Origin of the sequence: Prevotella pectinovora (assembly GCF_041323955.1) — a bacterium.
GTDB classification, from domain to species: Bacteria; Bacteroidota; Bacteroidia; order Bacteroidales; family Bacteroidaceae; genus Prevotella; species Prevotella pectinovora.
The window spans coordinates 2,615,006-2,630,245 of the sequence record NZ_JBGLIV010000001.1; the positions used below are offsets into that span (position 1 = coordinate 2,615,006).

The window sequence follows — 15,240 nt, forward strand, 5'->3', positions numbered from 1 at the left end:
ACCCTTCTTCTTTCTTTTCTGTTATTATTCGGCTTGTCCGGAGCGTTCTGACTGCGGAATCATCGTTCTCCGCCCTTGCTTGCGGTCCGCCAGTTTCCGGAACATGCCATTCCCGAATGCTTACACATGCGGCACACCGTTCTGGGGAGCGGCGTGCCGTATGGACTGTATGTATTATTCGAATTCCGCTCTCAGCACCTGGAGCACGTGGTCTACCGTCTCCTCTTCGAGGTCGGCTTTCTCTACGAGCATTTCGCGTGGTGCCTCAAGCACCTTCTTTGCAGTGTTGAAGCCGATAGACTTGATGGCATCGATTACCCACTGGTCTATCTCGTCGGCAAACTCGTCGAGGTAGATGTCTTCCACCTCCTGGCCATCCTCCATGTCACGGAACACGTCGATGGTGTATTCTGTCAGCATACTTGCCAACTTGATGTTCATACCGCCACGGCCGATTGCCAATGATACCTCTTCCGGCTTGAGGAACACCTCTGCCTTGTGGTTCTCCTCGTCTACATTGATGTTGAGGACCTTTGCCGGACTGAGGGCGCGCTGGATGAAGAGCTTGGTGTTTGCGGTGTAGTTGATCACATCGATGTTCTCGTTGCACAGTTCTCTCACGATACCGTGCACGCGGCTACCCTTCACTCCCACGCATGCTCCTACCGGGTCGATGCGCTCGTCGTAGCTCTCAACGGCGATCTTGGCTCTCTCTCCCGGCATACGTGCTATGCGCTGCACGGTGATGAGTCCGTCGGCAATCTCTGGCACCTCCTGTTCGAGCAGGCGCTGCAGGAACACCGGACTTGTGCGGCTGAGGATGATTTTCGGGTTGTTGTTCTCGTTGTCCACACGCAGGATGACAGCCTTTACGGTCTCTCCCTTGCGATACTGGTCGCGAGGAATCTGCTCTCCCTTAGGAAGGATAAGCTCGTTGTTCTCGTCGTCAACGAGGAGCACCTCTCTCTTCCACACCTGATAGACCTCAGCTGTGATTACCTGTCCCACACGGTCTTTGTATTTGTTGTAGAGGCTGTCGTGCTCGAGCTCGAGCACCTTTGAAGCCAAAGTCTGACGCAGGTTGAGGATGGCACGGCGTCCGAACTTGCTGAAGTCCACCTTCTCGCTCACGTCCTCACCCACCTCGTAGTCTGCCTGTATCTTGCGAGCCTCTGTGAGTGTTATCTCTTTGTTGTCGTCATGCTCCACGCCGTCGGCAACGACGGTACGGTTGCGGTATATCTCGAAGTCGCCCTTGTCGGGGTTCACGATGACGTCGAAGTTCTCGTCGCTGCCGAAGATCTTCGCGATGACGTTGCGGAAGCTTTCCTCGAGCACGCTCATGAGAGTCGTTCTGTCGATATTCTTCGTTTCCTTGAATTCTTTGAAGGATTCGAACATGCTTACTGTTTCTTCTTCTTTCTTCAATGCTGCCATAGCTTATTTGAAACTTATTAAGTATTTTGTATATTTCACTGTGTTCATGCCGAAGGTCTTGTCAACGTCTTCTATTACCGGGCGCTTGGCTCCTTCCTTCTTCACTTTCTCTTTCACGGTGATGGTGAAATCGTCTCCATCCACACTCTTGAGCAGTCCTTTCCATTTCTTTCCGTCGGCGTCGAGCACTTCCACTTCTTTTCCGATGAAGTTGAGATACTGCTGTCTCACTTTGAAAGGCTGTCCGAGGCCGGCGCTGCCAACCTCCAATTCGTAGTCCTCGTCATCACGGTTGAGGTTGTCTTCTATGAAGCGGCTGAGCTGCACGCAATCCTCAATCCACACGCCATCTGCATGGTCGATCTCCACGACGATTCTGTCGTCTGGACTAATCTCAATGTCAACGAGGAAATAGTCTTTGTTCTCGAGCCACTGGTTAACTAATTTTTCAACTACGTTTTTGTCTATCATAAATAAAATAACTTGTGGTAATTCCCTTGAGGCGGCAAGAGAATGTCATCCATCAGAAAGTGTCGCCTGTCGGGGATTTAAAATAAAATGAGGAGCTCCTTCGGGGCTCCCCATTCCACTGAACGCTGCAAAGTTAACAATTATTATTAACGTGCGCAACGTTTTATGCATAAAATATGTGGTTTGTATCTGCTTTTTCTTCGTTTTTTAGCATTCTGCCATGAAGTATAGGCATTACCAACCATCAGATTCCGTCTTATTGCCGTTTTCCGGTCCGTTTCCTTTCCGGGGAACCGGATGTTTCCACGTACCGTCCCGACACCTTCCGGCTGTTTATGCGTCGATGTTGGCGTATGTGGCGTTCTGCTCTATGAACTGGCGGCGTGGCTCCACGTCGTCGCCCATAAGCATAGAGAATATCTCGTCCGCCTCGGCGGCATTCTCTATGTTCACCTGCTTGAGCAGACGGGTCTTAGGATTCATTGTGGTGTCCCAGAGCTGCTCCGGGTTCATCTCTCCCAAACCTTTATATCGCTGTGTGTGGATATTCTTGTCGTCGTCCACGCCGTTGCCGTATTTGTCGAGGAACGCCTGACGCTGCTGCTCGGTGTAGCAGTATTCCTTCACTTTGTTCTTGAAGGTGCAGAGATACAATGGCGGAGTGGCGATATAGAGATGTCCCTCCTGTATCACCTTCGGCATGAAACGATAGAAGAGCGTCATGATGAGCGTGTCGATGTGAGAACCATCGACATCGGCATCGGTCATGATGATAATCTTGTCGTAGCGCAGCTTTTCGGTGTTCGCCTCCTTGTCTTCTTCGCCGTCCACTCCGAAGCGCACGCCGATACTCTGGATGATGTTCATCACAGACTCGCTCTCGAACACCTTGTGCCACATCACCTTCTCCACGTTCAGGATCTTACCTCTGAGCGGCAGGATTGCCTGGGTGTAGCGGTCGCGGCCCTGCTTTGCCGAACCTCCGGCGGAGTCTCCCTCGACGAGGAATATCTCGCACTCCTTCGGGTCACGGTTGGAACAGTCGGCGAGTTTTCCCGGCAGTCCGCCTCCGGTCATCGGGTTCTTGCGCTGCACGCTCTCACGTGCCTTGCGTGCCGCGATACGTGCCGTAGCTGCAAGGATGACCTTCTCGCAAACCTGCTTCGCCTCTTTCGGATGCTCCTCCAGATAGTTTGTCAGCGCCTCCGACACGGCCTGCTGCACGGCTCCGGTAACCTCGTTGTTTCCGAGCTTCGTCTTTGTCTGTCCCTCAAACTGCGGCTCTGCCACCTTTATCGAGATTACGGCGGTGAGTCCCTCGCGGAAGTCCTCTCCGGCGATTTCTATCTTCGCCTTCTCGATCTGCTTTGAAATCACCGGGTCGCTGTCGGCGTATTTCTTCAGCGTGCGGGTGAGTGCCATACGGAAGCCCACAAGGTGTGTTCCTCCCTCTATGGTGTTGATATTGTTTACGTATGAATGGATATTCTCGCTATAGTCGGTGTTATACATGATAGCCACCTCGATTGGAATACCCTGCTTCTCGGTCTTCAGATAGATGACATCATCGAAGAGGTGGGTGCGATGGCGGTCGACGTAGCGCACGAACTCCTTCAGTCCCTCCTTGGCATGGAACACCTCCTGACGGGTCTTTCCCTCCTCGTCGGGACGCATATCGGTAAGCGTTATGGTGATGCCGGCATTCAGATATGCCAGCTCTCTCATTCGCTTGGCTATGATGTCGTACTTATACGTGGTGGTGGTGAATATGGTTGGGTCCGGCCAGAACTGCTGGCGTGTTCCCTGCTGGTCGGTCTCTCCCACTACCTTCACGGAATAGAGAGGCTTTCCCTTTTCGTATTCCTGCTGATAGATCTTGCCGTTGCGGAACACCTGCGAGAGCATCTTTGTGGAGAGCGCGTTCACACAACTCACACCCACTCCGTGGAGTCCTCCGCTGACTTTGTATGATCCCTTGTCAAACTTTCCTCCTGCGTGGAGCACCGTCATTACCACTTCGAGTGCCGACTTGTGGAGTTTCTCGTGCATGTCCACCGGAATACCACGTCCGTTATCCTGCACCGTGATAGACTCGTCCTCGTTGATGGTAACCTCGATGTGCGTGCAATAGCCTGCCATCGCCTCGTCGATGGAGTTGTCCACGGTCTCGTTCACAAGGTGATGGAGACCTTTCTCACTGATATCGCCGATATACATGGCCGGACGCTTGCGCACAGCCTCAAGACCCTCCAGCACCTGAATGTTACTGGCGGAATAGTTGTTCTCGTTTATCTGATTGTCTGACATTGTTGATTTCTTGATTTTTTCAAGGGGCAAAGATAGTCAATTTTATTGACATAGGGAAATTTTCGGTTTAAAAAGTGTCGCCGTTCCTCTTCACCCTCGACATATTGGGGTTATTTCCAAACTGGCCATCAGATTCCGCATCTGTCAGGCCTTTGTTTTCATACACATAACGCTGCATCATCCTCACGCCACCATCGGCATGCAAAACGGCGATATGCCATAACATAACGATACGCCATAACGCAGAAATGCCACAATCTTCCGATTGCAGCATTCCGTATGATTCAATAACATTTTACATCGCCCCATAGTGCGACTCTTGACTTAGGCAAGGCTATTGATGTGCTGTGCCAAGCTTGACTTGATGTTAGCAGCCTTATTCTTGTGGATAAGGTTAGTCTTAGCCAGCTTGTCAAGAATCTTCTGTACGCTTGGGTACATCTTAACAGCCTCTTCCTTGTCTGTCATAGCGCGCAGTTTACGAACTGCATTACGCATAGTCTTTGCATAATATCTGTTGTGCAAATTCTTTTTCTTATCCTGGCGGATTCTTTTTAGTGATGATTTGTGATTTGCCATCTTGTTATTATCTTTTTATTTTTTATTGTAGTCCCTAGGAGAGTCGAACTCCTCTTTAGAGAATGAAAATCTCTCGTCCTAACCGATAGACGAAGGGACCATAATCGGATTTTGCGGTGCAAAGTTACGTCAACTTTATCATATACACAAATATTTTCAAGAAAAAATATTGAAATTCGTGCTTTTCTTGTTGTTTTTAAGGATTTTACGCCCTTCGAATGAGGTTTTTTGATAATTTTGCCGACAAATATGACTTTCAACATCAATTGCATAGTGCTCCACGCCTTCATGTTCAACGATTCGAAAATGATGGTAGACGTGCTCTCCAGAGAGGAGGGCAGGCTGTCGTGCGTGCTAAACATAGGGCGGTCGAAGGCGGGCCGCGGGCGCCGCCAACTGTTCCAACCCCTGTCGATTCTCGAACTGACTCTCGACCGCAAGGCACCGGGACTACTCGCCACAGTGAAAGACGCTCATGTGGCAGTGGCATTCGCCAATATCCCCTTCGACCCCTACAAACTCGCCATATCGATGTTTCTCGCCGAATTCATTGCCAACGTCACGCGGTCAGAAAAGGAATCGGAGGTTCTCTTCGACTACATATCTGAGAGTCTGCAGTGGCTCGACGGAGCGAGAAAGGATTTTTCGAACTTCCATCTTGTGTTCATGATGCGCCTGACGAGGTTTGTGGGATTCTTTCCCAACCTTGAGGACTACAGCGAGGGATGCGCCTTCGACATGCAGAACGGATGTTTCGTGGACTGGGCACCGCAGCAGAGGGGATTCCTCACGGGCGACGACGCCACCAAGATGCAGACTCTGATGCGAATGAACTACGACAACATGCGACTCTTCAAGATGTCGCACGCCGACCGCAACCGATGTCTCGACGTTATAACAGACTACTACAGGCTGCACGTGGCTGACTTCCGCGAAATGAAGTCGCTCTCCATTCTGAGGGAATTGTTTGCCTGACCTTCATTCCAAGCACCGGTTTTGCTCTTCTATTACCTATTATATATAGAGACGCACACATGCACGGCAATCGGAAAAGGACGGAACATGACACAGCATCGCTAATGCCCCACCCTTCCGGACATACCAGACAAATACATCTGAAACATAATCGTCAGCACTGAAACCGGACAAGACACAAGACTCGTCACCAATCCCAACCATTGCAGCAAGGGAAAACAAACAATGCTTTGGAATTAGGATATTTTAACTCTTTACGGTGCTTAATTGTTAAATCATACAGTTGACAAATATGTATAAAAGTTATACATATTACTGATTCTTAATGACCAGATGGGACCTCAAGCATTTAGTCCGGACCATCAACAGCCAGAGGAGATCTCACTCCATTTTACTCCAAATTCCATATTGGCAAAAAACAATCGCCACAAAACCATCAGGCCATCTGTTTTCAATGCAATACCTACACAAACAGACTACTGACAACCAGATTGTTAACAGCCAGATGATTATCCGCGAGTTATCCGGATGATTCGCAGACAGGAGAAGCTGCCAGACGACAGGAATCTGATGAATTGAATCTGGATGGCAGAAATCAAAACAAAATTCAAATAAGGTCAAATGACCGATTTGGGTTAAAACCGGAATATGAATATTGTGACATACCCCAATTGGACAAGGCGTCTGATATGTTAAATAATATATCTTCATTTGTGAACTCTTATTAATTTATTTAGTTCCAAAAGCCTCATCTACCCACCTCGCCACCTGCCCTCATTAGACACCAAGTAATGAAGAGAAATCAAAAAAAAATACTGAAAAGAGGAAAATTGTGGGGAAAAGTGGCGGAGTGTGGGGGAAAATGTGTAACTTTGAAGCCCAATAACCCATTAAGATGTACGTATGCGATTTTTAGGTAACATAGAGGCAAAGATCGACGCGAAGGGACGTGTGTTCCTCCCCGCAACTTTCCGCAAGGTATTGCAAGCCAGCGGAGAGGGAAACCTCGTGTTGCGCAAAGACGTGTTCCAGCCATGCCTCGTGCTCTACCCGGAAAGCGTATGGAACGAGCAGATGGACGAGCTGCGGTCAAGGCTCAACCGCTGGAACAGGGAGCATCAGCGCATCTTCAGACAGTTCGTGAGCGACGTGGAAGCGATATCGCTCGACGGCAACGGCAGATTCCTGATTCCAAAGAGATACGTCGACATGGCTGCGATAAGCGGACAGGTGAAATTCATCGGCATGGGCGACTCGATAGAGATCTGGAGCGAAGGAAACACCGCGGACCCGTTTATGGAGCCCGACGAATTCGGCGCCGCTCTGGAGAGCATTATGGGTGACCCCTCGCCGGCGGATGCCGACAACGGGAAAGTGAATGACAATATTGCTGGAAACTAAAGAAAAAACTAAATAAAACAATGGCTACCATCATCGATACATATCACGTGCCGGTATTGCTCGAAGAGAGCGTCGGCGGACTTGACATCAAACATGACGGGACATACGTCGACGTGACGTTCGGCGGTGGCGGTCACAGCCGCAGAATACTGCAGGAGCTGGACGGTGGCGGACACCTGTACAGCTTCGACCAGGATGCGGATGCGGAAAAGAACGTGAGTCCGCAAGACAACTTCACATTCGTGAGGAGCAACTTCAGATATCTCAAGAACTGGATGCGCTACTACGGAGTGGAAGGACTCGACGGACTGCTTGCCGACCTGGGGGTGTCGAGCCACCATTTCGACGACGAGACGAGAGGGTTCTCATTCAGATTCGACGCACCGCTCGACATGAGGATGAACAAAAGGGGCGGAGAGAATGCCGCCGACCTCGTGAACGAGAGGTCGGAAGAGGAACTCGCCGACATGTTCTACCTCTACGGTGAACTGAAGAACTCAAGGCGAATAGCAAAAGCCATCGCCAAAGCGAGGGAGCAGAAGCCGATACTGACGACACAGGACCTGATGGATGCCACGCTGCCACTGTTTCCAAAGGAAAGGGGAAAGAAGGACATGGCGAGGATGTTCCAAGCGCTGCGCATCGTGGTGAACCACGAGATGACGGCACTGAAGGAGATGCTCGCCTCTGCCACGGAACTGCTGAAACCGGGCGGCAGGCTGTCGGTGATAACATACCACAGCCTGGAGGACAGGATAGTAAAGAACTTCATGAAGACGGGAAATGCCGAAGGCAAGACGACACAGGACTTCTTCGGAAGGGTGGAGACACCGTTCAGACTTGTCAACAACAAAGTGATAGTGCCATCCGACGAAGAACAGCAGGTCAACCCGCGAAGCAGAAGCGCAAAACTGAGAATTGCAGAGAAAAGAGAACCGGCCGACAAATAGTGGAGACGAACAAAAGAAATGAAAGAAGACTATACTGACATAAACGCCGAAGAGGGAACGACACCGACACTGACAGATACGGACGGGCACCGGACGGAACCTCTCGCCAGCCAACACGACGCCAACACCGACGCCGCAACGACTGACACTGCCGACACGACAGCATCCGCCGACACGACGGAAAAGAGGAAGACGGACGTGGAGGCTACCGGCGAAAGCCTGGAAAGCCAAGAGGCAAGAAAGGAACTGAAACGCATTGTGGAGGAGATTGCCAGAGAGGACGAACGGCCGATGTCGTCGAACTTCTCGCTCAAGAAAATCCTCGGCGGCGAATTCCTGCAGGCAAAGATAATAAAGCAGTACAAATGGCTCATCGTGATAATCGTGGGCTTCATGATAGTATATGTGTCAAACAGATACAGCTGCGACCAGAAGAGAATACAGATTTCAAAGCTCAACAAGGAGCTGGAAGAAGCGAAGTTCAGGGCGATGACGACAACAAGCGAACTGACGAAGATAAGCCGCGAGAGCAACGTGCTGCAGATGCTGCAGAACTGCAAAGACAGCGTGCTGCATATTCCTAACCAGCCACCTTATATTATAAACGTACCGGAACAATGAATACAAACAGACAGCAAAACTTGGCCAAATCGGTGAAGAGATACAGGATAATAGCCTGGATTGCCGTGCTTATCTGCCTGTTGATCATCGGAAAGGTGGTTTATGTGGGCACTCTGAAGCGTGAATACTGGATGAAAGTGGCGGAACAGAAAAAGGTAAAGGAAAAGCCGGAACCTGCCGAACGCGGAAACATACTGAGCTGCGACGGAAGGCTGCTGTCCGGAACACTGCCGGAATATGACCTTATAATAGACTTCAGCGTGTGTCAGGAGTGGCGCGACTCCATGTGGAGAGCCGATTTCCCGAAAATCTGCGCCGGGCTGCACCGTATATTCCCTGACAAAAGCGAGGAGTATTTCCGCGACAGGCTGCAGGAGGGATACGACAAGAAGAACAAGAGCTGGAGAATAATAAAGAGGAAAGCCACCTTCGAGGAGATGACGGAGGTGAAACGGCTGCCGGTGTTCAGAGAGCCAAGACTGAGAGGAGGATTCCACGAAGTGGAGCATACGACGAGGAAGAAGCCCTTCGGATCGCTCGCAAGCCGAACAATCGGTGACCTGATATGGAACGGGCAGCCGAAATGCGGACTGGAACAGTCGTTCAACAAATACCTGAGCGGCACACCGGGAAAGAAGCGCATACGCAAGGTGTTCGACAAGACGATACCTGAGATAATCGTGCCGCCGGTGGCCGGATGCGACATCATAACGACAATCGACGTGGGAATGCAGGACCTCTGCGAGAGGGCGCTCCTGGAGAAGCTGAAGGAAATCAACGGCAACGTGGGAGTGGCTATCGTGATGGAGGTGAGCACCGGCGACATCAAGGCAATGGTGAACATGTCGAAACTCGCAAGCGGCGACTATGCCGAGATAAAGAACAACGCCGTGTCTGACCTGCTCGAACCGGGTTCGGTGTTCAAGACGGCATCGATAATGGTGGCGCTCGACGACGGAGTGGTGGACACCACTTATATGGTGGACACCGGAGGCGGAGTATGGGACATGTACGGAGCGAAGATGAGAGACCACAACTGGTCATCAGGCGGTTATCAGACGATATCACTGCCTCGCACGCTGGAGGTGAGTTCCAACATCGGAGTGAGCCGGATTATCGACAGATACTACGGCAAGAACCCGGAGAAATTCGTTGAGGGACTACGACGCATCGGAATGGGAGCACCGCTGAACCTGCCGTTCAAGGGAGCGGGAAAGGCGCAGATACGCATGCCGAAGAAAAACAAACGTGGGCAATACACCAACTGGTATGGCACCACGCTGCCGTGGATGAGTATCGGATATGAGACTCAGGTGCCGCCGATATACACGCTGACCTTCTACAACGCCATCGCAAACAACGGAAAGATGGTGGCGCCGAGATTCGTGAAGAGCGTGGTGAAAGACGGACAGGTGGTGAAGGATTTCCCCACCGTGGTGGTGAAGGAGAAGATCTGCAAGGAGAAGACTCTCAAGGAAATGCAGACAATCCTATACCACGTGGTGAGTCAAGGACTGGGCAAAGCTGCCGGTTCGGAATCGTTCAAGGTGGCCGGCAAGACAGGTACTGCACAGATTTCAAAAGGACGGTCGGGATACAAGAGCGGACCGATGAACTATCTCGTCAGCTTCGCCGGATATTTCCCTGCCGACGCTCCACGATACAGCTGCATCGTATGCATACAGAAACCGGGACTGCCTGCATCGGGAGGAAGACAGAGCGGTGCCGTGTTCCACAAGATATCGGAGGGCATAATGGCTCAAAGCCTGAAGCTGCTCGCATCCGATGCACGCACACCGGACGCTCTGCTGACGCCGGAAGTGAAAAACGGCAACATGCTTGCCGCCGACTATGTGCTGGCACATCTCGGTGTGAAGACCAACGAGGGATGGAACGGCAGCTATGCAAACGGAAACCCGATATGGGGAAAGGCCGAGAGCAACAACAGGATGGTGACGCTGACCAAGGGAAAGGCGTATGCCAAAAACCTGATGCCAGACGTGATAGGAATGGGAGCCCGCGACGCCGTGTACATCACGGAGACAAGAGGTCTGAAGGTGACTATCTACGGCAGAGGAAAGGTGTATGAGCAGAGTATAGCAGCTGGCTCGAAGATAAGGAAGGGACAGCGCTGCGTGATAAAGCTCAGGAACTGACGTTGACACCCTAATGAATGAAGTTTGACACCCTAATGTACAGAAGGGCAGACTACGGAGGGGGAAATCAAGGACAATAAAGAAAACAACATAACATATATAAAGAAAGACTATGGTACTGGAAGAACTTATCAAAGGACTGAAGACGGTCAGCGTCTGCGGTCAGACAGACATAGAGATAACGGGCGTGAACATCGACTCACGCCGAATCAAGGAGGGACACCTGTTCATCGCACAGCGCGGAACCCAGGTGGACGGACACAAGTTCATACCTAAGGCTATCGAACTTGGCGCAAAGGCTGTACTCTGCGAGGTTTTGCCAGAGGAGAAAGCCGAGGGAGTGACTTATGTGCAGGTGGAATCCACTGAGGACGTGGCAGGAAAGGTTGCCACGATATTCTATGGTGACCCATCGAGGAAACTGAAACTCGTGGGAGTGACGGGAACGAACGGCAAGACGACAATCGCCACATTATTATATAATATGTTCCGCAAGTTGGGATACAAATGCGGACTGCTGTCTACCGTGTGCAACTACATCGAGGACGAGGCGGTTCCTGCCGACCACACCACACCGGACCCTATCGAGCTGAACTATCTGCTCAGCAGGATGGTAGACGCCGGATGCCAGTATGCCTTCATGGAGTGCAGCTCCCATGCTATAGCACAGAAGCGCATCGGAGGACTGGACTTTGCTGGAGGACTGTTTACAAACCTGACACGCGACCATCTGGACTACCACAAGACGTTTGAGAACTACCGCAATGCAAAGAAGGCATTCTTCGACCAGCTGCCGAAGACAGCGTTCGCCATAACGAATGCCGACGACAAGAACGGCATGGTGATGGTGCAGAACACGAAGGCTACGGTGAAGACATACTCCACACGCACAATGGCTGACTTCAAGGCAAAGATCCTTGAATGTCACTTCGGCGGCATGTATCTCGAAATCGACGGCAGAGAGGTGGGAGTGCAGTTCATCGGTAAGTTCAACGTCAGCAACCTGCTCGCCGTATATGGTGCTGCCGTGATGCTGGGCGAGAAACCGGAGAACGTACTCCTCGTGATGAGCACGCTGAAGAGCGTGAGCGGAAGACTCGACCCTATACAGTCGCCAGAGGGCTACACGGCTATCGTGGACTATGCACACACTCCTGACGCACTGGAGAACGTGCTCAATGCCATACATGAAGTGCTCGAAGGAAAGGGCCATGTGATAACGGTTTGTGGCGCCGGCGGAAACCGTGACAAGGGCAAGCGTCCTTTGATGGCGCAAGAGGCGGTGAAGCAGAGCGACAAGGTGATAATAACGAGCGACAACCCAAGATTTGAGGAGCCGCAGGATATAATCAACGACATGCTTGCCGGACTGGACGACCAGCAGATGAAGAAAGTGGTAAGCATCGTTGACCGTCGTGAGGCCATCCGCACCGCCTGCATGCTGGCACAGAAGGGCGACGTGATACTCGTTGCCGGAAAGGGCCATGAGGACTATCAGGAAATAAAGGGAGTGAAACATCACTTCGACGACAAGGAGGTGCTGAGAGAGGCTATGGGCATCAAATAAGGATGCGGAAAGCCAAATACTCACATCATCGAAGCAATCCTTGACGCCTGACGGAAGACAGACTACGGGACAAACAAAAAGTGAAACGAATATAATATATCATGTTATACTATCTATTCAGATTCTTAGACCAGTTCGGCATTCCGGGAAGCCACATGTGGGGATACATCTCGTTCCGCGCATTGCTCGCCCTGATTCTCTCGCTCGCCATCTCGGCATGGTTCGGAGAGAAGTTCATAAAATACTTGAAGAGCAAGCAGATAACAGAGGTGCAGCGCGATGCCAAGATAGACCCGTTCGGGGTGAAGAAAATCGGCGTGCCTTCTATGGGAGGCATCATCATCATTGCCGCCATACTGCTGCCGGTGCTGCTGCTCGGACGAATGAGGAACATTTATCTCATCCTAATGATCATCACGACGATATGGCTGGGATTCCTCGGCGGACTCGACGACTACATCAAGATTTTCCGCCACAACAAGGAGGGACTGCCGGGCAAGTTCAAGATCGTGGGACAGATAAGCATCGGACTCATCGTGGGACTGGTGTTGTGGCTGAGTCCTGACGCCAAAATAAACGAGAATCTGAGCATGAAGAAGATGAACGGCACGGAGGTGGTGGTGAAACACCGCCCTGAAGCACAGAAGTCACTGAAGACGACGATACCGTTCGTGAAGGGTCACAACCTGGACTACTCCAACATCATGTCGTTCTGCGGCAAATACAAGACGGCGGCAGGATGGATTCTCTTCGTGATAATGACAATCCTCGTGGTGACGGCTGTTTCCAACGGTGCTAACCTGAACGACGGAATGGACGGCATGTGTGCGGGAAACTCCGCAATAATAGGTGTGGCGCTGGGAATATTCGCCTATGTCAGCAGTCACATAGAATATGCGGCATATCTGAACATCATGTATATACCGGGCTCACAGGAGCTGGTGGTGTTCATGTGTGCCTTCGTGGGAGCGCTGGTGGGATTCCTTTGGTATAACTCGTATCCGGCCCAGGTGTTCATGGGCGACACGGGATCGCTGACCATCGGCGGCATCATCGGTGTATGTGCCGTAATTATACACAAGGAACTGATGCTGCCGATTCTGTGTGGCATATTCTTCGTGGAGAGCCTCAGCGTGATACTGCAGGTCTACTACGCCAAGTTAGGAACAAGGAGAGGTGTGAAGCAGCGTCTGATAAAGCGCGCTCCTCTGCACGACACGTTCCGCACTACGGACGACCAGCTCGACCCGAACATCAAGTATGTGTTCAAAAAGCCGCACACGGCTATCCATGAGTCGAAGATCACCATCCGCTTCTGGATAATGACAATCATCCTGGCTGCAATGACAATCATCACGCTGAAGATGAGATAAAAAGGGAGAAGAAAAGAATAAAATAGAAGGTATTATATAGCAAAAGTAATATGAAAAGAATTGTTATACTTGGAGCTGGCGAGAGTGGAGCCGGAGCTGCCGTATTGGCAAAGAAAGAGGGTTTCGACGTGTTCGTGTCTGACATGTCGGCCATCAAGGACAAATACAAGAAGCTCCTTGACGACCACGGCGTGGAATGGGAGGAAGGCCACCACACCGAGGAGAAGATTCTCAACGCTGACGAGATAATAAAGAGTCCGGGCATACCGAAGGAGGCGCCGATGATAAGAAAGTGTATGGAGAAGAACATACATATCATCAGCGAGATTGAGTTCGCCGGAAGATACACACACTCCAAGATGGTGTGCATAACGGGAAGCAACGGAAAGACGACTACAACGTCGCTTATCTATCATATATTCAAGAACGCAGGTTATGACGCCGGACTGGCCGGCAACATCGGAAAGAGCCTGGCGCTGCAGGTGGCGGAGGAGCTTCATGAATACTATATCATAGAACTCAGCTCCTTCCAGCTTGACGACATGTATGACTTCAGGGCAAACATCGCCATCCTGCTGAACATCACACCAGACCATCTGGACCGCTACGACTTCTGCATGCAGAACTATGTGGACGCAAAGATGAGGATTCTGCAGAACCAGACACAGGAGGACTCTTTCATCTACTGGAACGATGACCCTGTGATAAAGAAGGAACTCGACAAATATGACATCAAGGCTGTGAAGTGTCCGTTCTCTGAACTGAAGGAGAAGGGTTCCATCGGTTATATCGAAGAGGGACAGTACAAGATTGAATACCCCACTCCGTTCAACATGGAGCAGGAGGAACTGAGCCTCACGGGCAAACACAACATTTATAACTCTTTGGCTGCCGGTATCGCATCAAACATCGCCGGCATCAAGAAGGAGGAAATACGCAAGAGCCTGAGCGACTTCCCCGGTGTGGAGCACAGACTGGAGAAGGTTGCCACCGTGGGTGGCGTGCTCTACGTGAACGATTCGAAAGCTACCAACGTGGATGCATGCTGGTATGCCCTCGAAAGCATGAAGACACCTACCATCCTCATCATCGGTGGAAAGGACAAAGGCAACGACTACAACGAGATAAAGGATTTGGTGAAGAAGAAATGTGCGGGCATCGTATATCTCGGTGCTGACAACAAGAAACTGCATGATTTCTTCGATGGAATGGGTATTCCGGTGGCTGACACGCATTGTATGAAAGACTGCGTGGAGGCATGCGAGAAGATGGCAAAGCCGGGATATACGGTACTGCTGAGCCCTTGCTGCGCAAGCTTCGACCTGTTCAAGAACATGGAGGACAGAGGCGAACAGTTCAAGACTCTCGTCAGGAACTTGTAAATTCCATATATTACACAATAA

At 51.0% G+C, this 15,240-nt stretch carries 13 protein-coding genes and 1 tRNA gene; 8 read left to right on the forward strand and 6 right to left on the reverse strand.

Annotated features, from left to right (window positions below; genetic code table 11):
* Window positions 1–174: 174 nt before the first annotated feature.
* From nusA to ACDC99_RS10180, 6 genes are all read right to left on the reverse strand, one after another.
* Window positions 175–1,437 (reverse strand): transcription termination factor NusA, encoded by a 1,263-nt coding sequence (nusA, locus tag ACDC99_RS10155; RefSeq protein WP_042517916.1) that lies wholly within the window; start codon window positions 1,435–1,437, stop codon window positions 175–177.
* A 3-nt stretch (window positions 1,438–1,440) separates the two neighbouring features.
* Window positions 1,441–1,908, reverse strand: coding sequence for a ribosome assembly cofactor RimP (rimP, locus tag ACDC99_RS10160; RefSeq protein WP_370756692.1), 468 nt, complete (start codon window positions 1,906–1,908; stop codon window positions 1,441–1,443).
* Between the two features lie 333 nt (window positions 1,909–2,241).
* The gene (gene gyrB / locus ACDC99_RS10165) at window positions 2,242–4,215 is read right to left on the reverse strand and encodes a DNA topoisomerase (ATP-hydrolyzing) subunit B (protein ID WP_042517912.1); all 1,974 of its coding nucleotides are present in this window, start codon (window positions 4,213–4,215) and stop codon (window positions 2,242–2,244) included.
* Window positions 4,216–4,282: 67 nt separating this feature from the next.
* Window positions 4,283–4,441 (reverse strand): hypothetical protein, encoded by a 159-nt coding sequence (locus ACDC99_RS10170; RefSeq protein ID WP_370756693.1) that lies wholly within the window; start codon window positions 4,439–4,441, stop codon window positions 4,283–4,285.
* Window positions 4,442–4,539: 98 nt separating this feature from the next.
* On the reverse strand, window positions 4,540–4,794 hold the full coding sequence (gene rpsT / locus ACDC99_RS10175; RefSeq protein WP_022316040.1) for a 30S ribosomal protein S20: 255 nt from the start codon (window positions 4,792–4,794) through the stop codon (window positions 4,540–4,542).
* A 28-nt stretch (window positions 4,795–4,822) separates the two neighbouring features.
* Window positions 4,823–4,894: transfer RNA gene (locus ACDC99_RS10180), tRNA-Glu, on the reverse strand.
* 149 nt (window positions 4,895–5,043) lie between these two features.
* Between ACDC99_RS10180 and recO the strand changes: the two genes are divergently transcribed.
* The 8 genes from recO (at window position 5,044) to murD (ending at window position 15,219) form a co-directional block, all read left to right on the forward strand.
* A complete protein-coding gene (gene recO / locus ACDC99_RS10185) occupies window positions 5,044–5,769 on the forward strand; it encodes a DNA repair protein RecO (RefSeq protein WP_042517908.1) in 726 nt (241 codons plus the stop codon).
* A 903-nt stretch (window positions 5,770–6,672) separates the two neighbouring features.
* The gene (gene mraZ / locus ACDC99_RS10190) at window positions 6,673–7,170 is read left to right on the forward strand and encodes a division/cell wall cluster transcriptional repressor MraZ (RefSeq protein WP_370756694.1); all 498 of its coding nucleotides are present in this window, start codon (window positions 6,673–6,675) and stop codon (window positions 7,168–7,170) included.
* A gap of 20 nt (window positions 7,171–7,190) precedes the next feature.
* Window positions 7,191–8,120, forward strand: coding sequence for a 16S rRNA (cytosine(1402)-N(4))-methyltransferase RsmH (gene rsmH / locus ACDC99_RS10195; protein ID WP_278841127.1), 930 nt, complete (start codon window positions 7,191–7,193; stop codon window positions 8,118–8,120).
* Between the two features lie 18 nt (window positions 8,121–8,138).
* Entirely contained in the window at window positions 8,139–8,741 is a 603-nt protein-coding gene (locus ACDC99_RS10200) for an FtsL-like putative cell division protein (protein ID WP_052484710.1), read from the forward strand.
* On the forward strand, window positions 8,738–10,897 hold the full coding sequence (locus tag ACDC99_RS10205; protein ID WP_022316035.1) for a penicillin-binding protein: 2,160 nt from the start codon (window positions 8,738–8,740) through the stop codon (window positions 10,895–10,897). The genes ACDC99_RS10200 and ACDC99_RS10205 overlap by 4 nt, the downstream gene beginning before the upstream one ends.
* A gap of 112 nt (window positions 10,898–11,009) precedes the next feature.
* Window positions 11,010–12,464: a UDP-N-acetylmuramoyl-L-alanyl-D-glutamate--2,6-diaminopimelate ligase gene (locus tag ACDC99_RS10210; RefSeq protein ID WP_022316034.1), complete on the forward strand. Its 1,455-nt coding sequence runs from the start codon at window positions 11,010–11,012 to the stop codon at window positions 12,462–12,464.
* 101 nt (window positions 12,465–12,565) lie between these two features.
* A complete protein-coding gene (locus tag ACDC99_RS10215) occupies window positions 12,566–13,837 on the forward strand; it encodes a phospho-N-acetylmuramoyl-pentapeptide-transferase (protein ID WP_022316033.1) in 1,272 nt (423 codons plus the stop codon).
* 50 nt (window positions 13,838–13,887) lie between these two features.
* Entirely contained in the window at window positions 13,888–15,219 is a 1,332-nt protein-coding gene (murD, locus tag ACDC99_RS10220; protein WP_370756695.1) for a UDP-N-acetylmuramoyl-L-alanine--D-glutamate ligase, read from the forward strand.
* Window positions 15,220–15,240: the final 21 nt, after the last annotated feature.